The sequence below is a fragment of the Ruegeria atlantica genome, from assembly GCF_013033965.1.
GTDB classification, from domain to species: Bacteria; Pseudomonadota; Alphaproteobacteria; order Rhodobacterales; family Rhodobacteraceae; genus Ruegeria; species Ruegeria atlantica_D.
Map to the genome: position 1 here is coordinate 74,920 of NZ_WQFE01000012.1, position 24,152 is coordinate 99,071.

22 protein-coding genes are annotated in these 24,152 nt (G+C 57.4%); 7 read left to right on the forward strand and 15 right to left on the reverse strand.

Annotation, left to right across the window (positions count from 1 at the left end):
* Positions 1-2: 2 nt before the first annotated feature.
* The 3 genes from flgK to GOW16_RS18970 are packed head-to-tail and all read left to right on the forward strand — an operon-like array spanning position 3 to position 3,555.
* On the forward strand, positions 3-1,454 hold the full coding sequence (flgK, locus tag GOW16_RS18960) for a flagellar hook-associated protein FlgK (protein WP_170418341.1): 1,452 nt from the start codon (positions 3-5) through the stop codon (positions 1,452-1,454).
* Between the two features lie 2 nt (positions 1,455-1,456).
* On the forward strand, positions 1,457-2,464 hold the full coding sequence (locus tag GOW16_RS18965) for a flagellin (protein WP_170418344.1): 1,008 nt from the start codon (positions 1,457-1,459) through the stop codon (positions 2,462-2,464).
* Entirely contained in the window at positions 2,461-3,555 is a 1,095-nt protein-coding gene (locus GOW16_RS18970) for a flagellar basal body P-ring protein FlgI (protein WP_170418347.1), read from the forward strand. Before GOW16_RS18965 ends, GOW16_RS18970 begins: the two co-directional genes overlap by 4 nt.
* 62 nt (positions 3,556-3,617) lie before the next feature.
* On the opposite strand, the gene GOW16_RS18975 is transcribed toward GOW16_RS18970, so the two are convergent.
* From GOW16_RS18975 to GOW16_RS19005, 7 genes are all read right to left on the reverse strand, one after another.
* A complete protein-coding gene (locus GOW16_RS18975; RefSeq protein WP_170418350.1) occupies positions 3,618-4,262 on the reverse strand; it encodes a DUF1523 family protein in 645 nt (214 codons plus the stop codon).
* 11 nt (positions 4,263-4,273) lie between these two features.
* Complete coding sequence (locus GOW16_RS18980) at positions 4,274-4,540, reverse strand: hypothetical protein (protein WP_170418353.1); 267 nt, start codon at positions 4,538-4,540, stop codon at positions 4,274-4,276.
* Positions 4,541-5,878, reverse strand: a complete 1,338-nt coding sequence (locus GOW16_RS18985; protein ID WP_170418357.1) for a DUF6638 family protein — start codon at positions 5,876-5,878, stop codon at positions 4,541-4,543.
* Entirely contained in the window at positions 5,875-6,717 is an 843-nt protein-coding gene (locus GOW16_RS18990; RefSeq protein ID WP_170418360.1) for a hypothetical protein, read from the reverse strand. Before GOW16_RS18990 ends, GOW16_RS18985 begins: the two co-directional genes overlap by 4 nt.
* Before the next feature lie 27 nt (positions 6,718-6,744).
* Positions 6,745-8,676 carry an AAA family ATPase gene (locus tag GOW16_RS18995; RefSeq protein WP_170418364.1) on the reverse strand — a complete coding sequence of 644 codons (1,932 nt, stop codon included), beginning with the start codon at positions 8,674-8,676 and terminating at the stop codon, positions 6,745-6,747.
* A 22-nt stretch (positions 8,677-8,698) separates the two neighbouring features.
* Positions 8,699-9,817 (reverse strand): hypothetical protein, encoded by a 1,119-nt coding sequence (locus tag GOW16_RS19000; RefSeq protein ID WP_170418367.1) that lies wholly within the window; start codon positions 9,815-9,817, stop codon positions 8,699-8,701.
* 251 nt (positions 9,818-10,068) lie between these two features.
* Positions 10,069-11,148, reverse strand: a complete 1,080-nt coding sequence (locus GOW16_RS19005) for a hypothetical protein (RefSeq protein ID WP_170418370.1) — start codon at positions 11,146-11,148, stop codon at positions 10,069-10,071.
* Between the two features lie 282 nt (positions 11,149-11,430).
* Here GOW16_RS19005 and GOW16_RS19010 point away from each other — a divergent pair, with 282 nt between their 5' ends.
* Positions 11,431-12,906 carry an NAD-dependent succinate-semialdehyde dehydrogenase gene (locus GOW16_RS19010; protein WP_170418373.1) on the forward strand — a complete coding sequence of 492 codons (1,476 nt, stop codon included), beginning with the start codon at positions 11,431-11,433 and terminating at the stop codon, positions 12,904-12,906.
* 135 nt (positions 12,907-13,041) lie between these two features.
* Entirely contained in the window at positions 13,042-15,225 is a 2,184-nt protein-coding gene (locus GOW16_RS19015; protein WP_170418375.1) for an esterase-like activity of phytase family protein, read from the forward strand.
* Between the two features lie 89 nt (positions 15,226-15,314).
* Here the strand turns inward: GOW16_RS19015 and GOW16_RS19020 are convergent, their stop codons facing one another.
* The 7 genes from GOW16_RS19020 to GOW16_RS19050 form a co-directional block, all read right to left on the reverse strand.
* The gene (locus GOW16_RS19020; RefSeq protein WP_170418378.1) at positions 15,315-16,094 is read right to left on the reverse strand and encodes a hypothetical protein; all 780 of its coding nucleotides are present in this window, start codon (positions 16,092-16,094) and stop codon (positions 15,315-15,317) included.
* Positions 16,095-16,281: 187 nt separating this feature from the next.
* Entirely contained in the window at positions 16,282-16,749 is a 468-nt protein-coding gene (locus GOW16_RS19025; RefSeq protein WP_170418381.1) for an Hsp20 family protein, read from the reverse strand.
* Positions 16,750-16,871: 122 nt separating this feature from the next.
* On the reverse strand, positions 16,872-17,687 hold the full coding sequence (locus GOW16_RS19030) for a trypsin-like serine peptidase (protein WP_170418384.1): 816 nt from the start codon (positions 17,685-17,687) through the stop codon (positions 16,872-16,874).
* On the reverse strand, positions 17,684-18,478 hold the full coding sequence (locus tag GOW16_RS19035) for a trypsin-like serine peptidase (protein ID WP_170418389.1): 795 nt from the start codon (positions 18,476-18,478) through the stop codon (positions 17,684-17,686). The genes GOW16_RS19030 and GOW16_RS19035 overlap by 4 nt, the downstream gene beginning before the upstream one ends.
* A 118-nt stretch (positions 18,479-18,596) precedes the next feature.
* On the reverse strand, positions 18,597-19,913 hold the full coding sequence (gene glcF / locus GOW16_RS19040; RefSeq protein WP_170418392.1) for a glycolate oxidase subunit GlcF: 1,317 nt from the start codon (positions 19,911-19,913) through the stop codon (positions 18,597-18,599).
* A gap of 3 nt (positions 19,914-19,916) precedes the next feature.
* Entirely contained in the window at positions 19,917-21,017 is a 1,101-nt protein-coding gene (locus GOW16_RS19045) for an FAD-binding protein (protein ID WP_170418395.1), read from the reverse strand.
* A 25-nt stretch (positions 21,018-21,042) separates the two neighbouring features.
* Entirely contained in the window at positions 21,043-22,491 is a 1,449-nt protein-coding gene (locus tag GOW16_RS19050; protein WP_170418399.1) for an FAD-linked oxidase C-terminal domain-containing protein, read from the reverse strand.
* An 81-nt stretch (positions 22,492-22,572) separates the two neighbouring features.
* On the opposite strand from GOW16_RS19050, the gene GOW16_RS19055 reads away from it, so the two are divergent.
* Positions 22,573-23,283: a DUF599 domain-containing protein gene (locus tag GOW16_RS19055; RefSeq protein WP_170418403.1), complete on the forward strand. Its 711-nt coding sequence runs from the start codon at positions 22,573-22,575 to the stop codon at positions 23,281-23,283.
* Between the two features lie 35 nt (positions 23,284-23,318).
* Positions 23,319-23,666, forward strand: coding sequence for a hypothetical protein (locus tag GOW16_RS19060; protein WP_170418406.1), 348 nt, complete (start codon positions 23,319-23,321; stop codon positions 23,664-23,666).
* On the opposite strand, the gene GOW16_RS19065 is transcribed toward GOW16_RS19060, so the two are convergent.
* Positions 23,667-24,152 (reverse strand): flavodoxin family protein, encoded by a 486-nt coding sequence (locus tag GOW16_RS19065; protein WP_170418409.1) that lies wholly within the window; start codon positions 24,150-24,152, stop codon positions 23,667-23,669.

The following is a 24,152-nucleotide window of genomic DNA, read 5'->3' on the forward strand; positions in this document are numbered from 1 at the left end:
CGATGAACATGACGACAGCATTGAACAATGCCTTGGGCGGCCTGACCGCCGCCAGTCGCGGGGCCGCAGTTGTCTCGGGCAATATCGCAAACGCCCTGACACCGGGTTACGCGCGTCGTTCGCTGGAACTGGCGACAAGTCCGATCTCAGGCAATGGCGTGCGCACCGTCGGTGTGACGCGCCATCAGGACCCGGTCCTGATCGCCAACCGGCGCGATACCGATGCAAATCTTGCTGGCGCAAGCGCAATCTCGGATTTCTACACGCGTTTTGAAAAGGCCGTCGGCTCGGTCGATGAGCCGAAATCCTTCGCCTCTCGGCTGAACGAGTTTGAAAACAGCCTGACAACGGCCGCCAGCCTGCCGGATTCCAAAGTGCGGCTGGATCAGGCGGCCCGCGCGGCACGAGGTCTGGCAGACAGTCTGAATGCGGCGTCCGAAGGGCTGCGTCAGGCACGGTCGGATGCGGACAGGACCATCGGTAAACAGGTCAACCGCTTGAATCAGTCTTTGCAGGGCATCGAAGACCTGAACAACAAAATCCCCAGCGTTAGAAACGCTGGCGGTGACATCAACGCCCTTCTGGACCAGCGCCAGGTGTTGATTGATCAGGTGAACGAGCTGATCCCGATCAACGTTGTGGCCCGGGATAACGACCGGGTGTCGCTGTATTCAGATGGCGGTTTGATCCTATTGGAAGGACAAGCCGCTGAATTCAGCTTTACGACAACGGGCGAAACCAAACCGCATATGACAATCGCCAATGGCCTGCTATCAGGGCTTGAGATGAACGGGCAACCCGTGCGTACCAGCGGCGTCAATGCGCAGCTTCGCGGCGGTGCCCTGGCTGCTCAGTTCGAGATTCGCGATGATCTTTCTATCGAAGCGCAAGTTCATTTGGACACCTCAGCCCAAGACTTGATCGAACGGTTCGAGACCGCTGGCCTGGATCCGACCGTCACGGCAACCGATCCCGGCTTGTTCACTGATGAGGGAAATCGCTTCAACGCGGCTGCGGTCACCGGTTTGGCTTCGCGCATAAGCCTGAACGCGGCCGTGGACCCTGATACTGGCGGCGACAGCTGGAAATTGCGCGCGGGCCTCGGCGCTACCACTTCTGGGGATCCGGGAGACGCAACTCAATTGCGAGCCTTTGGGTCGGTCCTGAATGATGCCCGCCCTGTTGCCGGAGGACTATATGGAACCGGAAACATGCGGGCAGCGGAAATTGCCGAGGCTCTTTTGTCCAAGGCCGGGGCAGACGCGCATGCCGCCGAAGGGCGCATGACATTCGCCAAGAACGCTCAACTGGAAATGGCCAAGATCGAAGCTGAACACGGCGTTGACACCGACACCGAGCTGCAAAACCTGATGCAAATCGAAAAGACTTACGCCGCGAATGCACGGCTCATCTCGACCGTGGATGAGATGATGGACACTCTGCTGAGGTTGTGACGATGAATGTGACTTCCATTGGTGATCTGGCGCGCGGGCTGACGTTGAGATCGCGGTCGACCGAAATCAAAAACCAGATCGAAACACTGTCCTACGAATTATCTTCGGGAAGGGTACAGGACCTGTCTGGCCATTTGGACGGGGATTACTCTCACCTACTGGACCTGGATCGCAGCTTGTCCAGACTGGACGCGTTCAAAGTATCGACGGCCGAAGCAGGTTTGTTCACGGATGCGATGCAGCTGAGCTTGAATACAGTTGCCGGCGCTGTTGAAGGGATTACCGCCTCGCTTCTGTCCTTTGGCACCTCAAATCAGGCAGTGACCCATGAAAACGCATCGACTCAGGCCAAAAACGAACTGAACGCGATCGTGTCGGCATTGAACACCCGGGCCGGAGGGCGCAGCCTGTATTCGGGCACCGCAACGGATGTCTCTCCGCTGCCATCCGCAGACACGCTGATCACCGCACTTACGGCGGAACTGATAGGCGCAGCCACTGTTGCGGACATCAGGCAGCGAGCAGAGGACTGGTTTGATGATCCTGCCGGGTTCGATGCGGTGATTTATCAGGGATCCGACACAAAACTGGCCCCCATGCAGATATCTGAGAACGAAAGCGTATCAGTTCCCGTGACAGCGACGGATCCGGCCATCAAAGCCGCGCTTCGCGATATTGCAGTCGCGGCTGTAATCGCGGACAGCGGTCTCAATGTTCCAACACAACAGAGAACGGCTTTGTTCAAACAGCTCGGGGTCGATCTGGTCAACGCCAAGGATCAGTTGGTGAGGCTGCGCGCCGATGTCGGTGCGACCGAAGCCCGCATCGAACAGGCGCAAACGCGAAACAACGCTGCGCGGACCAGTTTGCAAAGCAGCCGAAATACATTGATAGCAGCGGACCCTTACGAAACCGCGACTCAGTTGCAAACCGTCCAGTTCCAACTGGAAAGCCTGTATTCCGTCACCGTTCGCAATGCGAACCTGTCGCTGGTGAATTTCCTGAGATGAGAATCCTTGTTTTTCTTCTGATGCTGCTTCCTGGCCTTGCCTCCGCCGGCGCGATCCGCCTGAAAGATCTGGTGGATTTCGACGGGGTTCGTGGAAACGATCTGGTTGGTTACGGCCTGGTTGTGGGGCTGAATGGAACCGGGGACGGACTCAGGAATTCGCCTTTTACCGAAGAGATCATGTCCAACATCCTTGAAAGGTTGGGCGTCAACGTCAACGGCGAGGATTTCCGCCCCAAAAACGTGGCTGCGGTATTGGTGACAGCAAGTCTGCCGCCCTTCTCGCGTGTCGGCGGGCAAATCGACGTTACGGTATCCGCGATCGGGGATTCCAAAAGCCTGCTGGGCGGTACACTGATCATGACCCCGCTGAACGCGGCAGACGGTCAGATTTACGCAGTTGCGCAGGGAACCGTTCTGGCCGGCGGTGCCGTTGCCGAGGGAGAGGCCGCTTCGGTGGTTCAGGGCGTTCCCACATCCGGTGTGATCCCGTCCGGAGCCAGGGTGGAACGTGAGATCGACTTTGAACTTTCAACGCTCACCCAGATGCGCCTGGCCCTGCGGGAACCGGATTTTACAACAGCAGGCAGGATCGAAGCCGCCATCAATACCGAATTCAATCGTGCGGTGGCCATCATGCGCGATTCCGGCACGGTCGACCTGAACATCGAAGCAACGCAGGCAATCTCGACGGCCCATGCACTTGGGCGGATCGAGAACATTTTAGTTGAACCCGAAACCAAAGCCCGTGTCGTGGTGGATCAACGTTCGGGCACAATTGTCATGGGGCAGGAAGTACGAATATCCCGGGTGGCGGTTTCGCAGGGTAACCTCACACTCACGGTCGAAGAAGCGCCGATTGCGGTGCAGCCCAACCCGTTTGCGCGCGGCGAGACTGTTGTGGTACCCAGAACAATCGCAGGGATAGAAGAAGAGGAAGGCACCGGGTTGGCCGAAATTCCCGAAGCAACAACCCTATCCGAAGTCGTGGCCGGATTGAATGCGCTTGGGGTGTCGCCGCGTGACATGATCGACATTCTGAAAACGATCAAAGCCGCTGGAGCCCTGCACGCCGAGTTTATCGTTCGATGAAAAACACAGCCGCAAAGATCACTGCCGAGATTGATGGCGGTGGCAGTTGGTTCCGCCTAAACTTATTTCGATTTCCAAGTGTTTAACCACTTCCGAAATCTGCTTCCTTGCTCTTCAATTGCGTCGCCCGCGGCATAGAGGCCATCTTCCATATTCTCGATCACGGGATCGACCCGCGCCTCGCGAAATCGGCGCCAACGGACCCAAAGCGCCCAGACAATCGCGAAGAAGACGGTCAGGAATATGATGTTGAACCAGGGAATGATCCGAACGTCTTGGCTGTCTACCGACCAGATCTTTACGGCATTCGGGAAAATCGACAGGAACTCGCTTCGCCAACCGTAGTGGCGGACAACGACCCAGCGAGGTGCTTCGGTTGTTGATTTCAAATCCGCGGCTTCGGCCTGCAGGTTCGACGAGTTTAGTTTGAAATAAGGTGGCCAGCCCCAGCCGGTGTCTTCGTTCCGATAAACCATGACCTTGCTGTTGGTCTTCCGGGTCTGAATGAAGAACACATCGCGGTTGGGCGTAGTCGCATCGCTGCCGACGTCATGAACCGACCAGAAGATGCTGTTCTCACCGGGGTCGATCCGTTTCTCGTACGTATCCGAAATCCGGACAACGTCGTGCTGCGGCAGGGTGTAATTCAACACCGCCGCAATTGTGCCCCAGAACAGAATGATGATGGCCCATTTGACGTAACGCATCAGCGAAACCCTCACATGAAATTCGTAACATAAATCAGGATCGCGATCAGGCCCAGCGGCACGACGTAAATCCCCAGGATCAGTTTGCGGCGAAACGATCCGTCATATTTTTTCAGACCGCGCTGGACAAAGGCATCCTTGTCGCCGGTCATTCCCTTTTTCTCCCAGTGTGCGATCAGTTTTCCGCGCCGAACCCAACGGGAATAGATCGATACGCCCACATAGAGGATCGTCAGAAATATCAGCAGCGGAATCAAAAACCGTAATGCGACGAACATTCAACCTCTCCCAACTGCGCCCCAGGGACCAACGCGCGCGATAATGTCATCGCTGACCCGGTCATTGCCACTCATGTCCGGCTCATGGCCGAACAGCGCGGCGCGGGCACCCGCCTTGTCCACCTGATACTCGCGCGCAAGGAACTCGGCAACATAGGCTTTTTTGGATTCCGGCCATGTCGCATAGGTGCGGTAGAACAGCTCCTTATGGCAGATGAACATCTGGCGTGGATCCAGCGGGGCCAGTTCGGCCAGCAGCATGTTCACCAGATCGCGGTTCGGCGTGTTGGTAGCACGCAGCGTATAGAAATAGGCCGGGTGATCCGAGGTGATGCGCGGCCAGGGACCGCCATCCTTCGCCCAACGCAACAGTTCCGCCAGACCGTGATAGGCCTCGGGCAACCGATCCGCGTGGTTGCGGGCCAGCCGCCGCATGTCGCCACGGTCCAGCCCCTTCAGATCGACGCCCGCATCCGATGCGGCGTCGATGGTCAGAAAATCCATCTTTTGCTGCAGGATCGCGGCGGAATTGACACCCCGCGCTTCGATGATCGTTTCGACAAGATTATTGAGCCCGAGGAATTTTGCGATCTTGTTCCGCTGCGATGGACCAAAAACGTATTCGATTGGCACATCATCGGGCTTGTCGCCCATAAAGATCGCGGCCGGATGGTCCAGATCCGGAAACAGGTAGAGCCCACCGAAATGCGCCGTCCAGAAGTTGCGCTGCTCGAACGCCGTATGACGCAGGCGGACCGGATTGCGGGTGACATCGCCGGTTTCCTTGGCCGTCTCGATCATCTTGGCGATCAGCACATCGTCGAACCAGGCGTCCTCTTTGGTTTTGAACCGCTCGACCATACCCGCAAGTTGCGCGGCCTTGCGCAGGGTGCCGCCTGCGGTGTCGGCCTCGATCTCGATCTTGCTCAGGTTCAACAGATCGCGCGGCGTGGTGAGTTTGATGACCGAGTTCACCAGCTCTCCGGCCACCGCATCGATGGCAGTCAGGGCAAATAGCTGCGCCTCGTTCATCTCGATGAATTCTCGCAGGATGTCGCGCGAGGTCGAGAATTTGACGTTCAGCAGCGGCGCGCGTTTCTGCTCGGTCGTCAGCAGGATGAACTGCCGGTTGACCCCGTTGGGATTGAGGTAGAGCTCGTCCTCCAGCTCAATCCCCACCTCCGGCGAATAGCCCGAGATATCGACATGGAAATCCGTCAGCGCCGTAGTCTTCCCCGCCAGATGTTGCAGCGCGCGGTTATACCGCTCGACCAGAGCCGGGCTGGAGATGTGGACGAGGTTGCCGAACATCAGGCCTTTTTTGATGAGGCGGATCATGAGGCTAGCTTCCTGCTCCAATTATGAGTTCGCAAGAAAATTGGAGCTTTGTGATCATCGACTTCCCCCACCAATTTGGGATTTATCCAATGGGGAACCTTGACTGCTCTTTTTGAAGGAAATTTTTTCAAAACAATTTCCTTCATCAGCTCGCGAAACACACCATTGACCCATCTTACCGCATCAATATTCCATTCGAACCATTCGCTGTGCAGTTTTAGCTTATCTTCTTTAGTCTCAGCTTTCTGACCAGCGCGATTTAAGCGCGCAATAAACATAAACTCCTCGCCCAAAGGGTGGTATGAGTTACCTGACATTCGGTGCATGCAGAATGAAAGTCTGGCCTGCTCCGCTAACCCTTTCATGTTGCTTCGAGCTGGCTTTAATCGGTAGTGATTGGATGCTTCATTGCGTATTGCTTGGGCAAGTTGGAATCCCTCTCTGTTCTTCAGCTCCTGGAAGGCGACCTCGGCATCTGAGAAGATCTTTTTTACAATCGGATCATTAGTTTTGTTGTGCTTGTCTTTGAGGTTAATCAACTGAGTAAACTCAAAGACCTTCGAGGAGACTGCTCTAAGAAGTACATTGGCTTGAATGAACACAGCCCCATCAATAACTGGGTTACCTGTCATCTCTTGAACCGCAAACAGATACAAACGTGAAAGCGCATTTATTTCGCTTACAGCGTAGCTTGCAACGGCGACCGCGGCTCGTTGATCTTCCGGAATTGACGTGAACTCGTCCCAAGTCAAACGATACTCGGTGATGTGTTCAATTGCCTTGAAATCCATTTCTTCTCCCTGAGCCTTGACGCAGTAAATTGCATTCAGGCGCATCATAGTTGATCAACCGCAGTACTTGGCTTTCTATCGCTTACCCTCCAGATACCGCCGCTTGGCCTCTTCCATCCGGCCCATCTCGCGGACGGCGTTTTCGATGGCGACCTCGTCGCTCTTGTCGGCATAGCGGAACTCGCTGTCGGCGTAGCGGTTGATCTCTTGCATCACCATTTCCACCGTGATCGGTTGGCGCAGGTCCTCGATCATCGCCTTCTTAGTGTCGTAGTCGCGGAACAAAAACAGGTCGGGGTTTTCCATCCACTCGTCGGGCAGTACGAAATCCATCGCGCGGACCTTGACCGCATCGGTGATGTTCTTGATTGCGCGACCGGTAAAGCGCTCATCGGCCTGTTGGATCGCCTTGAGGTAGGTGCCCAGCTTGGCGATCGTGTCCATCTGGCCGATATTGCCTGAAACGCGGTCAAAGACCTGCAACAAAGCATCCTCATGTGGGCGGGAGTGGCTTTCGAAGCTGGCGGCGACGGCCTTTTTAATCTCCTGCGCGGCATAGGCTTCGTGTTCGCCCAGCGGGATGTCATGGTTGCGGCCCATCAGCAGGTGCAGGATGTCGATGTAATCCTCGCGCGTTTGCGGCCCGTCCACCAGGAACCGCGCGCCTGCCCGTTGCCGCAGGGCGTCGTCCACATTCTCGGGGTAGTTCGAGAACATGCCAAAGGTGCAGTTACCGCGCACGACGGTGTTGGCACCCGCAAAGCTCTCCATCAGCACGGCGGTGATTTCCAGTTGCCCGGCTGACGACTGCCGGTCACCGCGTTTGCCCGCCAGTTGGTCGATGTCGTCGATGGTGCCGAAACCGATGACCGAGGGGTCGATGATCGTGTTGATGAAGGCCTTGGCATTCTGACCGGATTTGCCCTGATAGCTGTCGATATTGTCCGTGCTCAGGTTCTGATAGCGGAACGGGTAGCCCGCGTTCTGGCAATAGTCGTTGATCAGTCCCGCCATCATCTGGATCAGAGTTGTCTTGCCGGTGCCCGGTTTGCCGTCACCCATGAAGGTAAAGATGAACCCGCCAAGCTCGGCGAACGGGTTCAGGCGGCGGTCAAAGTCATAGGCCATGACCATCTTGGCCAGTTTCATCGCCTGATACTTGGCGATATGGTTGCCAACCACCTCGTTGGGTTTTTTGAACGTCATGGTCAGGGTGGTGGATTTGGCTTTGGAGGCGGGTTCGAAGCCACGGATCGTCAGATCATCGGCCTCGATATGCCAGGCGGCGTTCTGAAACGGGGCCAGATGACCAGCAGATTGGGCGCGCAGGGCTGCTTTTTCCATCAGTTGTTCGGCATAGGCACTGGTGGCCGCGATCAGGTGGGCATCGTCGGGGGCGTGTTTGACTAGCATTTGGTCCAACTCCCACAGCGCGCCGTGCAGGGCGAGTTGGCCATTATCGGTCAGGATCTCTTCGATCTCACCAATATCGGCGGTCGTTTCGCCCAGATGCGAGGACATCAGGTAGGCCAAGGCATTGCCGAACGTATGCAAGGTGATCAGCGCCTCAGCCGTCAGCAGTTCTGAAAACTCTGTTTTGCGGGCAGCGGGCAGATCGCCCGCAAGGTTCGCGCGTTTGAGGTCTGCCAGCGGGGTCTGTTCTGCGTAGGCCTCACTCACCGCCAGAGCGATGGCAACCGCACGGCGGATTGCCTGCTGCGTTGTGGCCTGCGGTGGCGAGACCAGCGCATCGCCATCATCCGAGGCCTCGATCCGTTCGACCAAATGCACCCCGTTTGCGCGCACCGTGCGCCGTGTCACCAAACCCGGCGTGGTGGACCGGAACCTCCGTCCGGTCGACACACCCGGAGACCGCTCGACTGCCACCTCAACCGCCTTTGCGATCCGAGGCGCGTGTTCGAACCCGTTCAGCAAGGCGGTCGCTGCGGGATAATGCTTGCGAATGTCGTCTTCGCGCAATTCCATCTGATCTGACGTCAAACTCATTTCAAAATCGCCTTTGCTGTCTTCAATATCTCAACACCTGTCCAGTCTTGCTGACGACGAACTTGCGTACATCAGCAAAACCCGGTGGGTTGCGTTCAGCCAGCACCTGAAACGGGCGCTGGGGCAGGATGATGGACCGTTGGGTGCGGGTGGCGCCGGTTTCGGCCCCCTGCCCGCCGAACGGGTCCAGCGCAAAGACCTCGCGCTCAACGGTCGAGAACCACCCGGCGCGTTCTTCGATCACCTCTTCGCTTTCCAGTTCCTCGGTGGTCCATGCCAAAGCCCAGTCCTGACCTTCGGGCGCTTGCGCGTCCTCCAGCACCTGGCGCAACGGGCCGGACTGTTCGGTATAGGCCGAGGAATACATCGGCCCCACATGGATGCGCCGCATGTGTTTGGGATGCAGGTCGTCAAAGTCCTGATCGAAGCCCTTGGCGATGGTCACCAGTTTCAGCCCGCCCAGAGACTGCGCCATCAGATGCGCCTGCACCTCGGGCCAGCGACGCTGGTCCTTGGGTAGGGCCGTCTTGCCGCTGTCCTCTAGCTGCATCAGGTAGATGACCGGCAGGTTGATCTGGCTGTCGTAGACCGCCCAGTGGATCATGAACTTGCGCCGGTCCCCTTCATTTCCGATCCAGTGGCATTCTGGATCGTTGCGGGCCCAGAACAGCTGCCCCTTCAGCAATTCCTCGTAATAGAGCCTTTGAGACAGCGCGAATTGCAGTTTGGTGGGGATTTCCTGATCAGCGATGATCGTCCTCACCATGTCGGTTTTCAGGTCGTCTTCCGAGGGCATATTCTCCAGATGCACTTGCGCCTGTTGCGCGTCATTGGCCATGGTCAGCAGCTCAGCCGCCACCGGAAAGCCGCTGTCGCGCTTGTCCATGGCGAGGCTGCCAAAGAACCGGCCCGTATCGCGCCCGACCAACAGGTATTTCATGGAGAGCGCCCGGAAAGTGTAGAGCAGCCCCGAAAGGTAACGCGAAACGATCCGCACCTCTTGTTTGCTGATCGCGCCCTCGGCCTCCATCGTCGCGGCCACACGCAGGAGGTGGACGGTGATCACCTCGAATTTGCGGAAATAGCGGCGCGAGGCGAAGGTGTCGGTCAGGCCGACGTGGTCTTGGGATGGATCAGTCATTTAGCTTATCGACCAATAGAAGGAATACCTCGAATACTAGCCAAACAATGCCCCAGACTGCGAACACGGCTGAAACTCCAAAAGATCCGAGCGCGAAGACCAATGGCACAAAAAACATCATCAATCTCAGATCGGGACCAAGGTATGCTGGAATCAATTGTGTCATGTACCCGAATAGGATGAGAAGCGCCCCAAAGAGCGCAACGCCCACTGCTGAACTTAGCATCTTTAGCGGCGAACGAATTGAACCCTCACCCCCCATACAGGTTCTTATCATGCTTCTCGACAATCGAGGCGAAACGGCGGGCAAAGCGTTCATCCGCCTTGGCCTTTTTCTCCAGCACGTCGCGGGCAAAGACCATGTGGTCCTCATGCGCCTCAAGCATGTCGGCCATTTTCTGGTTGGTCGCGGTGCCGATGGCGGCCATGGCGGTTTGCGCCTCTTGGTCCGTCTGCACGCCGATCTCGTTGATGCGGTGGGCCACGTCCTGCTGCTGCGCGGTTTTCAGCGATTTGGTCAGGGCGTCATACAGCACCACGCGTTGCTGCGTGTCTGTCTGCAGCTTGTTGATCAGCACCATTTGCGTCGCCGCCTGGTTTTGAAGTGAGTCGACCCAGGTCTTGCCCTTTTCGATATAGCGCTCCAGCGTCTGGGACTTTGCCAGCTTGACCTGTTCTTCCTGAACCTTGGCGTTGTATTGCTTGTTCAGTTCGGCCAGTTCGGTTTCCAGCTGGGTGCGCGCGGCAGCGTCTTGTTCGACGCTGATCTTGTTCTCCAGCGTGATGATCGTCGGGTCCATGCCTTGAATCTCGGCGCGCAGCGCCTCAAGCTCGGCCACAGTCGCCTCACGGTCATCCAGCGTACCAGTCAGGTTTTCTTCGACCTTCACACGCTGTTCTTCTAGCACAGACAGCTGCCCTTCCAGCAGTTTCACAATCACGTCGGATTTGGCGATCAGGTCCTGCAGCTTGTCGTCGATATTGGCGGTGCGCATCCGCTCCTGCCGCATCGACTCGGATTTCGCCTTTGCGAAGATGCCGACGAACGATTCCCACCCGGTTTTCGAGCGCATTTCGTCAAAATCCTTGGAAAACGCGTTGGTGACATCATCGAGCCCCATGATCAGCTCGGCGATATTCGCATTCATCACCTCAGTATGGGCGTGCACATCCTCAAGCGTGGCATTTTCGATGTCGATATCCGCCTCGGCGGTTCCAATCTTGGCGCGCGCGGCTTCGATCCGCGATGTCAGCCCTTCGATCTGAGCCTGGCTTTCGCGCACTTTTTGCTGCGTTTCCTGAATCAACGCATCAAACTGCTGGTTCGACATCTGTCCTATCCCTTTTTTACTTATGCACCCAACAAGATAGGAAATGTTACGATCATTTACATCCCCCTGGGCATACAATCCTCGGGAACTTTGGCAAACTCCGCAGAAAAAAGATAGGCGGGTTGACACTGACAGCTCAGATCGCATGAATGCGCGCGGTAGGCAAAAAACGTCACGTTTACCATCCAAAAACTGGATTGATTTGACCCGACGTGTGGCCATAGACAATCCGGGTGGCACCTGTTTGAGTGCTAACAAATTTTTATTGCCGGAGGCTGACCCATGCTGGACGCGACAACCGACCTGAAATCAATCCTGAAAAACCCCGATCTGCTTGTAACCAAAGCCTATATCGGCGGTCAGTGGGTCGATGGGGATAATGGCACCTTTGCCGTGACCAACCCGGCACGCGGCGATGTCGTGGCCGAAGTTGCAGATCTGAGCCGCGCACAAGTCGCAGGCGCAATCGCGCAGGCCGAAGCCGCACAGAAAGAATGGGCCAAGCTGACCGGCAAGGAACGCGCCGTGATCTTGCGCCGCTGGTATGACCTGATGATGGAAAACGCCGAAGATCTGGGCAAAATCCTGACTGCCGAGCAGGGCAAGCCGCTGGCTGAAGCTGTTGGTGAAATCGGCTATGGTGCATCATTCATCGAGTTTTTTGGCGAAGAGGCCAAGCGCGTTTATGGCGAGACAATCCCGGGCCACCAGCGCGACAAGCGGATCATGGTACTGAAACAGCCGATTGGTGTTGCGGCTTCGATCACGCCCTGGAACTTCCCCAACGCGATGATCACCCGCAAGGCGGCTCCGGCGCTGGCTGCCGGGTGTGCTTTCGTTGCCCGTCCGGCCAAAGAGACCCCGCTGTCGGCGCTGGTCATGGGCGTTTTGGCCGAGCAGGCTGGTATTCCGGCTGGCGTGTTCAACGTGCTGCCGTCCTCCAGCGCCAGTGAGATCGGCAAGGAATTCTGCGAGAACCCCGGCGTGCGCAAACTGACCTTCACCGGCTCGACCGAAGTGGGGCGCATCCTGCTGAAACAGGCGGCCGATCAGGTCATGAAGTGCTCGATGGAGTTGGGCGGCAACGCGCCGTTCATCGTGTTTGACGACGCCGATCTTGATGCGGCCGTCGAAGGCGCGATGATGTGCAAGTTCCGCAACAATGGCCAGACCTGCGTCTGCGCCAACCGCATCTACGTGCAGGCCGGTGTCTATGACGAATTCGCAGCCAAGCTGAAAGCTGCTGTCGAAGCGCTGAAAATCGGCGACGGTCTGGCCGAGGGCACAACCACCGGCCCGCTGATCAACGAAGAAGCCGTCGCCAAGGTCGAGGAACACATCAAGGACGTTACTGACAAGGGCGGCGCGGTTCTGACCGGCGGTCTGCCCCACGATTTGGGTGGCACCTTCTTCCAGCCAACCATCGTCACCGGTGTGACGCAGGACATGATGGTCGCGCAGGATGAGACCTTTGGTCCGCTGGCCCCGCTGTTTAAGTTCGAGGACGAAGACGACGTGATCGCCATGGCCAATGACACGATCTTTGGTCTGGCCTCTTATTTCTACGCCAAGGACCTGAGTCGCGTCTACAAAGTGGCCGAGGCGCTGGAATACGGCATCGTTGGTGTGAACACCGGCATCATCTCGACCGAGCTTGGCCCGTTTGGCGGCGTCAAGCAGTCCGGTCTGGGCCGCGAAGGCAGCCATCACGGCATGGAAGACTATCTTGAGATGAAATACGTCTGCATGTCGGTCTGATCCAAAACGGCCATCGCCAAAAGGCGATGGCCTTTCTGACCCTGTATTTGTCATAAAACTGCAGTCAAACTGTCACAACAACGCAATGACCCCGGTTCATCCCCCTCGCATCCAAGTGAGAGAGGACACCAACCGATGTCATTGCGCCTTGTCTGCCTGACATCTGCCTTTGCCCTGACCGCCGGTCAGGCTGTGGCAGAGAAGAATTTCAACCGAATTGCGTCATTCCCCGTCGTCAAGAACATGGCCGAGGGGGCCGATACCAACCGCGAAACCTCACCCGAGATTATCGCGGCGACAGCGGACGGCATGACACTGGTCTATACCGACAGCCCGCTGGGCGTGATCGGGATGGTCGATATCACCGACCCCGCAAACCCCACGCCTTTGGGCGCAATGGGTGTAGGCGGTGAGCCGACCTCCGTCGGTATCGTTGGCGCGACGGCGTTTGTGGGTGTGAACACCTCTGAAAGCTACACAGTCCCTTCGGGCAAACTGATCTCGGTCGATATCGCGGGTAAGGCCGAAACTGGTGGCTGTGATCTGGGCGGCCAGCCAGACAGCGTCGCCATCGCCCCCGATGGCAGCTTTGTTGCTGTTGCGATCGAGAACGAGCGTGACGAAGACCTGAACGATGGCATCATCCCGCAATTGCCAGCCGGTTCGTTGGCGCTGGTACCACTGAAAGATGGCGCGTTGGACTGCGCGGGCATGAAGATAGCCTCGCTGACTGGGCTGGCGGAGGTTGCGCCTACTGATCCAGAAGCGGAATTCGTGGACATCAATGATCTGGGTGAAACAGTAGTAACCCTGCAGGAGAACAACCACATCGCAGTCGTCGACAAAGATGGCAACGTGGTCAGCCATTTCTCCGCAGGCGCGGTTGATCTGGAAGGCATCGATGCCACCGACGAACGCGGCGCACTGATCTTCACTGAAAGCCAAAAGGGCCGCCTGCGCGAGCCTGATGCGGTGAAATGGATCGACGACAACCATTTCGCCACTGCCAACGAAGGTGACTACAAAGGCGGTTCGCGCGGCTGGACGATCTTCCACAAGGACGGCACCGTTGTGTATGAGAACGGCACCGATTTCGAGAAGGCCATCATCCAGATCGGTCACTACCCCGACAAACGCTCGGACGCCAAAGGCGTAGAGCCTGAAAGCGTAACCGCAGCGACCTTTGACGGTACGCCAATGATCTTTGTGGGCGCCGAGCGCGCCTCGGTCGTCGGTGTCTATGATGCCACCGACCCTGCAAACCCGGTCCTGAAACAGCTGCTGCCTTCGGGCGTTGGGCCGGAAGGCTACGTTGCCATCCCCGAGCGCAATCTGCTGGTCTCGGCCAACGAAAAAGACCTGATCGAAGATGGCGGCCCGCGTGCGCATGTTTCGATTTTTGAGTATCAGGACGCCCCCGCCAACTATCCGCATTTGACCTCGGAAGGCACGGATGAGCTGATCGGTTGGGGTGCCCTCTCCGGCCTGGTCGCGGGTGAAGATGGTATGATCTATGCGGTCAACGACAGCTTTTATGGCTTCCAGCCCTCGATCTTCAAGATCGACCCCAGTCAGCAACCGGCCCGCATCGTGGATGTGATCCGCATCCATCGCCAAGACGGAAACCCGGCACAAAAGCTGGACCTTGAAGGCATCACGCTGGACGGCAAGGGTGGCTTCTACGTCGCTTCCGAAGGCCGCACCGACCGGGTTATCCCGCACGCAATCTACCATGTGTCCGCAGATGGCCTGATCAAGGACCGCGAGGACGAGATCGGCCTGCCGCCAGAATTGATGGCTGTTGAGAAGCGCTTCGGCTTCGAGGGTATCACCAAGGTCGGCAACACCCTGTGGATGGCGGTTCAGCGAGAATGGAAGGACGACCCCGAGGACCACGTGAAACTGGTGGCCTACAACCTTGAGACCAAGGAATGGGGGGCGGTGCACTACCCAAAAGCTGAACCCGAAAAAGGCTGGGTCGGCCTGTCGGAAATCGTGGCCTTCGGGGACCATGTCTATGTCATTGAGCGCGACAACCAGCATGACCACCGTGCCGTGACCAAAAAGGTCTATCGCATCCCGCTGTCGGAAATGAACCCGGCCCCGCTGAGTGGTGAACTGCCAGTTGTCAGTAAGGAAGAGGTCCGCGACCTACTGCCCGATCTGGCCTCGACCGGCGGTTACGTTCTGGACAAGATCGAAGGTCTGGCCATCCTGCCCTCGGGTGAGGCGTTTGTGATGACCGACAATGACGGTGTCGACGATTCCTCAGGCGAAACGATGTTCTGGTCAATCGGTTCGGTAACCGCCGGGCACTGAGCGGCCCACAATATGCACAAAGGCCCCGCGCAAAACGTGCGGGGTTTCTTTTTGCGAAAGCTTCCCAACCCGAAGTACGTTCGCCACTCTTATTGGTCGACAGTTGATGGTGCAGCGCCCTTCGACAAAGCATCCTCAAATATCTGTGCGATTTGCGCGTCGCTCGGCAGGGCTTGGTCATTGGTTGTTTCCGAAAACCAAAGGAACCTACCCAGTTTCTGTTCAGACTGATAAATGCGCAAAACAAGCTCGGCCTGCGAGATATCGAAGGCTTGTGGATCAGTCACCCGAAACAGGAAAACGCCGCTATAGGCCCGCTCAGGAAATTGCAGAAACGACTGTGCGTCATGATAAGCCAACCAATGCGTTTCATTGAAAAGAACGAACTCAACGTCATCAGTGACCTGTTTCGTGACCAGCGGCCGCCCTTTTGCATCCTGAACATAGCCCGCCAAACTGGTCAGGTCGAACGGACCAGCTCGGTAAACTTCTTCGGCTGGGCCCTGCCCCACACGAACTTCGGCGATCTTCGACGCATATCCACCGTCAATCATCCTGTCGCAGATCAATGCGCAGTCCGGGGATTGTGATCCGACGACCAGAACACTGGCATCATGCATGTCGATGGCCTCAGGCAACACCGCATCTGACAGAAACTCACCCGCTTCGCCGTCTTGCACGAAGCTGTTCAGGGCAGGAATCCCAAAGACGCCGAAAACCGCAAGAACAAGCATTCCGCCCCCTACGATCTTTGAACCGCGTCCGTTCCGAAAAAGCAGAAATGTCCCGATCAAACAAAACAGACCGACAGCGATGTACGGCGACAAAACGAGTAGCGCATACAGGATGCCAAGATCACCTTCGCCCATATGTCGCTCCCCGCTTCGGCTTGTTTACTTGCAGGTGACCTTCTCACTCAAAGTCAGGTGCGGCAAGCAGGTTCGGCAACTCGCAAATCCACATGGCAAACAAACAACGCCCCGCGCCTGGAGGAACGCGGGGCGTATGGTGCGATAATCCAGAGAGGAACGATTATCGCGGCGTATTAGTGTCGCCTTAGTTCACGGCTTTGGCGTCCACTACATCCTTTTCGATGGCCTTGGCCGAAGAAATCTCGATCCGGCGTGGCTTCAGTGCTTCGGGCACTTCACGCTTCAGGTCGATGTTCAGCATGCCGTCTTCGTGGTTGGCGCCGGTGACGCGCACGTGATCGGCCAGCGCAAAGCGACGTTCGAACGCGCGGTTGGCGATGCCACGGTGCAGATAGCTGCGCTCTTTGTCTTCGGCGGCTTTTTTGCCGGCCACGATAAGGGCATTTTCTTTCACTTCGACCGACAGGTCATTTTCCGAAAAGCCGGCGACAGCAACCGAGATGCGATAGGTGTCGGCATCGGTCTTTTCGATGTTATACGGCGGGTAGCTCGGCTGAGCCACGTCATTGGTCAGCACGCGATCCATCATGTCGGCGATCTGGTCGAAACCAACGGTGGCACGGTGCAGCGGTGCAAAATCAAAACTACGCATGTGTCATATCCTCATATCAGAGCGATCTGTGTTTTGCCCTCCGTTCGGACGGGCATCGGGTTGATACGGGCCCCGCTTGTGGCGACCCGACACAATTCACATGGGTAGCGATTTGAGCGAGTTCAACCCCCGCCCGAACTGATGAACTTCGCACCAGAATTCGACTTGCCCGACCCGACCTTCAAACGGCGTATCGTTGCCTGTGGGCGCGGGGCATCCCGTCGCAAATCCGCTTTGAGTTCGGCAACGATTCCAGATAGTTCCATACCAAACCCGACTTTCTGATACCCGTTGGACGCGACCGCAGATACCACGGACAGAATCTGCCAGCGCGGGCCGTTTCTGGCCAACAAGGCAGAACCGGAGGACCCAAAGGTGATATCGCAGTTGAACGTGATCAATCCCTGGTCTCGATCCAGTATTCGGCAGGACCTTTCGCGTGTAATCGCCTCTGATCGACCGCGTCCGTATGATGCCAGGCTGACCTCATTTCCCGTGACCCGGCCCTGATGCAGGGCAAATGGGTCGGCAATGGAATAAGGGATCGGTTCGTCCAGACGCATTAGAGCCACATCAACCTTCACGCGCGGCGCGGACACCGGACCATTTACCACGAAATCCGGGTGCGCCGCGATTTGAACAACCTTGCGGTCGGCCAGCGCGTCCTTGCCGCTTAGCCCGGCCCGAAAGGTCACCATTCCCGGCGGGTACGGTTCGCCGGTAGCCTTGTCCAGCGCACAATGCGCGGCGGTCAAAACCAAATCCTGCGCAATCAGGGTGCCCGTGCAAAACCCGTCATCGCCTATGTCCAGACGTCCAACCGCCTCCCACCCGTAAAGGTCGTCGCGATCCGTCAGTTTGCGTTTGGCGGCTTGGGCGTAAGTTGCAGTGGCGGAAACGGAAAACAGCAACAAAAGATTCAGAAATAGACGACTCATGGTTTAATAAACCTTGCTCCAATATTGCGGCGTGTCCCACCATTGGATGAGGACGCGCCAAATCCGCGACCGGCCGACAACTCGGCCTGCAACAATTCCAGTGAATCCTCGACGGCGGTCCCGACCGCCACGCGCTGTCCGTTGAATTCGGCCTTTGCCGCAACAACCGAAACGATGCGTGGCCGATCCCCTTCAAATGAAAAAACCGGCGCGCCTGACGACCCGAACTCAACGTCGCAAGACAACACCAAAACGTTGGATCTGCGCGTCATGACCGAGCACACTTCTTGTAGCGAGGGGGCCTCGGCCCGGTCCTGCGCATAAGACACGACCCCCACTTCTGCGCCATGTGCCGGACGATCTCCGGTCTCAAAGGGGATCACAGTGGTATTTCGGATCGGCTGCCACAGCTCAATCAGCGCGATGTCATTATATAGCCGCGAGGCGGTCGCCTCGGTGCTGAATTCATACTCTGGGTGGACAACAGCCCGACGCGCAGACCGATAGGCAGACGCGCGACCAAGACGCCAGGCGGCCAGAAATTCAACCTCGGCCAGATCAACACGCTGACCGGTCACCTTGTCGAACAGACAATGAGCGGCCGTCAAAACAAGGGTCGGAGAAATCAGCGTCCCGGTGCAAAACCCGGCGCCGTCCTTGATATCCAGCCGCCCGACAGCCATCCACGCACGCCCGGCATCAGTAGTGTCCAGGCTTTTCAACCCGGTGTCCTGAGCTGTGGCGGACAATGGCGTCAAAGCCAGCGCCAATGCTGTGATCCAGTTTCGCAATCGGCACTCCGGCTTTGCTATCGGCTTATTTTCCTACGCCTCTGGTGCGGCAAAAATAGGGCGATGGAACCCGTGTCGTTTTATCGTGTCGAGTGGTGCGCAACTGCATCAGGCTGGTCTATATGAGGATCGGAACCTCTGATCTGGCTTGTTTATGCAACGCCCGCGGCTTCGGCCCGCCTGTTGCCCAATCCAGTAACTCGACCGTATGCAGCACGGGTATGTCCGTGCCAGACCCGATCTGCATCATACATCCGATGTTTCCGGCCGCGATCACATCCGGTTTTTTGGCCTCAAGTGTTTTGATCTTGCGTTGCTTCAGTTGTCCCGAAATCTCGGGCTGCATCAGGTTGTAGGTCCCCGCACTGCCGCAGCACAAATGACTATCAGAAGGCTCTAACACTGTGAAACCGGCCTGTTTCAACAGCGTTTTTGGGTGCGTTTTGATCTTTTGACCATGCTGTAGAGAACATGCCGCATGATAAGCCACGGTCAGGTTCATGTCTTCGCGCTGTGGTAACTCCAACTGCATCAGCAGTTCACTGACGTCCATTGCAACAGACGACACCCGTGCTGCGTCTTCGGCCAGGGGATCATTTCGAAACATATGGCCATAATCCTTGACCGTGGTTCCACAGCCCGAGGTATTGATGACGATCGCATCCAATCCGTCGCCGTTCATCTCTTCTGTCCAGGATCTGATATTAGCTTTTGCGGCCTCATGGCTTTGGTGAGTTTTACCCATATGGTGGGTCAACGCACCGCAGCACCCGGCCCCCTTGGCCACAACGACCTCGCACCCCAGTCGGGTCAAAAGACGAATAGTTGCGTCGTTGATGTCGGTGTTCAAAGCCTTTTGCGCACAGCCTGTCATCAGAGCAACGCGCTTGTGCCGGGGACCTTTTGCCGCAAAGCTTTGCGGGTCGTCATTTCGACTGACCGGGGGAATGTATTTGGGGGCTATATCCAGCATGGCGCGCAACCGGGCGTCCGGAATCAGGAAGCGGAACGGACGACCCAGTTTGGCGCCGATCAAGGCCCAGCGGAACCGCATCGGATAAGGCAGGATCTGCGCCAGCACCCAGCGCAACGCACGATCCGAGAAGGGGCGTTTATAGTTTTCTTCGATGTATTCCCGCGCGTGATCGACCAGGTGCATGTAATGCACGCCCGAGGGACATGTGGTCATGCACGCAAGGCAGGACAGGCAACGGTCGATGTGTTTGACCGTTTTCTCATCCGGCACCCGGTCGTTCTCAAGCATGTCCTTGATGAGGTAGATGCGACCGCGCGGGCTGTCTAACTCGTCCCCCAAGACCTGATAGGTCGGACAAGTGGCGGTGCAAAACCCGCAATGGACGCAGTTCCGCAGGATGGCATTCGATCGTTGAATCGCCGGGTCTTGTAACTGCTTTTCGGTGAATGTCGTCTGCATTGACTACCCCATAAGCCCCGGATTGAACACACCGCGCGGATCACACTGCTGCCGTATGCCCCTTGTTAGAGCCGAAATTCCTGCGCTTTCAGGCTGGAACCTTCCCAGCTTATCTATGGTTTCAGGTTCTGCCCGCGCGATGGACGCGTGACCTTCGAACGCCCCCAACTGCGCCCGCAAATCAGTTCCAACGGGCACCAAGGCCCAGATCAACCCACCACCCCAATCCAGCAGCGTCTGGTCTGCCTGGATGCGCTCGACGATTTCCGGCGCATCTGTAGGTTTGACCGAAATGCGCCAGACGTCGCCGTTCTGGCTGTGAAATCCGGCGACGTCGCGCAAGTCGGCCCACAAGGCGCCGGACTGCTCCTGCTCGGTAACCTCGCCGAAACCGGACAGCACGAATTTCATTTGGTTCAACCGATAGGTCACAGACTGTGCGAAGCCCTCGAGGCGCAATAAGGCGCATCCCCTGTCCGGGTCATAAGCCGCGCCGCTGACTTCAAACGGGGATTTCAAAGCAGCGGACAGCGCCGCTATTCCAGTCGTCACATCGGGCACCTGAACGGAGAGGGTGGCAGAGACTTCGGGCTTGGGCAGTACCTTCAGCGAAACTTCGGTCAGCACACCCAAAGTGCCCCAGGACCCCGCCATCAGCTTGACCAGATCATAGCCGGTCACGTTTTTCATGACCCGCCCGCCATTTTTGACGATCTGACCCATGCCATCGACATAACGCACGCCCAACAGAAAATCGCGGCACGCTCCAGCCTGTACCCGCCGGGGCCCTGATACGTTGGCCGCCACAACACCGCCTATGGTCGGTGTGCCACTGGTTCCCAGCAGTCCCCGGTGATCCATAGGCTCGAACGCCAGTTGCTGGCCTTCTGCGTCCAATACCGCCTCGATCTCGGCCACCGGCGTGCCGGCCTTCGCCACCAGCGTCAGCGCGCCGGGTTCATATAGGGCGATGCCGGTCAGTCCGCTGGTTTCAATCGCTATGTCCGGAGCCATGACTCCCCGCGTACCGCCTCCCGCAATGCGCATTGGTTCATTCAACCCGGCCACCATCTCGGCCAGTTCGGCTTCTGTCTTTGGCTTCATGACAATTCTTCTTTGTTAGAGCCTACTATTCCGCGGCAATCCGTGCGATACGCCGCGACTCAGACGCCTGCAATGGGAACACCTTGGCCGGGTTCAGCAGCCAATTCGGATCGAATACATCCTTGATGGCCATCTGAGCCTCAAGATCCGTTGGGGCGTATTGGTGGGACATCAGATCGCGCTTTTCGATCCCAACCCCATGTTCGCCGGTCAGACATCCACCCACGTCAACGCAAAGCTTCAGAATGTCGGCTCCGAACGCCTCACATTTTTCCAGATCACCGGGTTTGTTGGCATCAAACAGGATCAAAGGGTGCATGTTGCCGTCACCTGCATGGAACACATTGCCGACCGGCAGACCGTAGTCTTGGCTCATCTCGCCGATCCGGCGCAGCACTTCGGGAAGGGAAGAAACCGGGATCGTGCCATCCAGACACATGTAATCGTTCAGCTGACCCATCGCGCCGAAAGCCGACTTGCGCCCCAACCATATTTTCGCGCTTTCCTCGGCCGACCGGCTTTCCCGCAGTTCGACAGGATTGTGACGCTTGGCGATCTCGATAATCTTGGCCAGTTGATCGTTCATCTCAGCCTCGGATCCTTCGACCTCGACAATCAGCAACGCGGTGCAGTCGGGGTAACCGGCATGGGCGAAATTTTCGCACGCCCGAATGCAAAGCGTATCCATGAACTCGATCGCGACTGGCAGGATGCCCGACTTGATAATGTCCGACACGCATTGCCCGGCAACCTCGTTGTCATCAAATCCCATCAGCACGGGTCGCGCACCTTCTGGTTTGCGCAGAATGCGCAGTGTGGCTTCGGTCACGACGCCCAATTGTCCCTCAGAACCGCAGACGACGCCCAACAGGTCTAGGCCGCCAGAGTCCAAATATGCACCGCCGATCTCGATCACGCTGCCATCCATCAGCACCATCTTTACGCCCAACAGGTTGTTGGTGGTCACGCCGTATTTCAGACAATGCGCCCCGCCCGAGTTCATCGCGATGTTCCCGGCAATAGCACAGGCGAGTTGTGACGATGGATCCGGCGCATAGAAGAAGTCGTCTTCCTCGACCGCTCCGGTAACGCTTAGGTTCGTGCGGCCTGCTTGAACGCGAATGAAGCGGTTGTCATAGTCGACCTCAAGAACGTCATTCATCCGGGCGACCCCGAGGATAACGCAATCCGCCGTGGGCAAGGCGCCACCGGCCAATGACGTACCCGATCCGCGCGGAACCACCGGTACGCCTTCTTCATTGCAGATGCGCAAAACGTCCGAGACCTCTTGCGTGGTCGCCGGCAGAACCGCCAGCATCGGAGGGCACTTATACGCCGTCAGCGCGTCGCATTCATACGCGCGCGTTTCTGACGGTTCGTGAATCACCGCGTCTTCGGGCATGACCTGCAACAAACGCTGAAGAACAACGGCCTTGCGGCGCAAAACGTCAGGATTTGGCGTTGGCATTTCCATGGCTGATCCTCCATTTGGTAAAATAATATTACCAATTTCTTCAACTGGCAAGTTTCCATGTCTGGCTCTAATGTCGCCGGCATGACGTGGATTGATCGCGCACAACTATTTTCACCGCTGGACTATGCGGCCATTGCCTTGCTTCTGATCGCCTGGCTGTGGATCGGGTGGCGGATCGAAAACCCCTCGCCCACCAAGCGTTCCGTGGCGATGATGATGGATGACTATCGTCGGGAATGGATGCGGGAAATGGTCACGCGGCAGCCCCGAATGTTCGATGCACAGGTGGTCGCGGCGATGCGGCAGGGCAGCACGTTCTTTGCCTCGACCACGATGATTGCCATCGGGGGCGGGTTAGCTTTACTGGGCAACACCGAACGCCTTGCCGGCGTCGCCAATGATCTGGCCATTGGCAGCGCACCGGCCATGGTTTGGGAGATCAAGATCCTGATCATCATCCTACTTTTGGCCAATGCATTCCTGAAATACGTCTGGGCGCATCGGTTGTTTGGGTATTGCGCGGTTCTGATGGCAGCAGTGCCCAATGATCCCTCGGACCCTCAGGCTTATCCGCGCGCGGCACAGGCCGCCGAAATCTGCGTCACCGCGGCACGCAGCTTTAACCGCGGCTTGCGGGTGACCTATTTTGCCCTGGCATCCGTTGCCTGGATTCTGGGCCCGGCACCCCTGATACTGGTCACGACAATCACCTTCGGTGTTCTTTACCGGCGCGAGTTTGCGTCGCATTCCCGGCTGGTTTTGATGTCCCAACCGGGCGACACGAATTCGTGATCGCGAAGCCGACGGACACAGCCTAGGATCGCCTCATGCGGTATTTGATTCTCAGCCTTTTTCTCGCTAGCCCAGCGCTTGCCGACCCTTCTATGATTGAAAACGTGGCGGCCAGCCAAAGCGGCGACACGTGGCGATTCGACGTGACGATCCGACATCCCGATACCGGGTGGGATCACTATGCCGATGGCTGGCGTGTTCTGGACATGGACGGCAATGAACTGGGTATGCGCGTATTGCATCACCCGCATGAGAATGAGCAGCCCTTTACACGCTCACTATCCGGAGTGGCGATTCCAGATGGCGTGACACAGGTTCAGATTCAGGCGCGGTGCAGCGTCGACGGTTGGGATGACGAGACCACGCTGGTCACACTGAACTGATCAGAAAACGCCCAGCGACAGACCGGCGCCCAATGCCGCACCGACATCGCGGCATCGGTCCAGTTCGTTTTGTGGGATGGTCTTTGCGGCAAGAATAGCCTCGGGCGTCTGTGCATGGGTGCAGACAATCAGCGGCGGCTGAACTTCTTTCAAACGCCAACCGGTTGCAATGCGCGCGGTTTGACGGGCCGCATTCTCACCGTCGGACCCGGCGCAGATCATCTGCGCATAAGGCCGCCCTTCGATCTTGCCCAGTACAGGGTAATAACAGCGATCAAAGAACTCTTTCATCAAGCCTGAAATCGCAGCCAGGTTCTCGGGCGCACAGAAGATGTACCCATCCGCACCCAGCAAATCCTCAGGCATTGTCTGATCCGCAGTTTTGAGGATGGTTTCCGCCTCGTCGTGCGCTCCTGCTGCGGCTGCAAGGGCCATCTGGCGGGCACCGCCCGTACGCGAATGGTAGACGATCAACAGCTGCGCCAT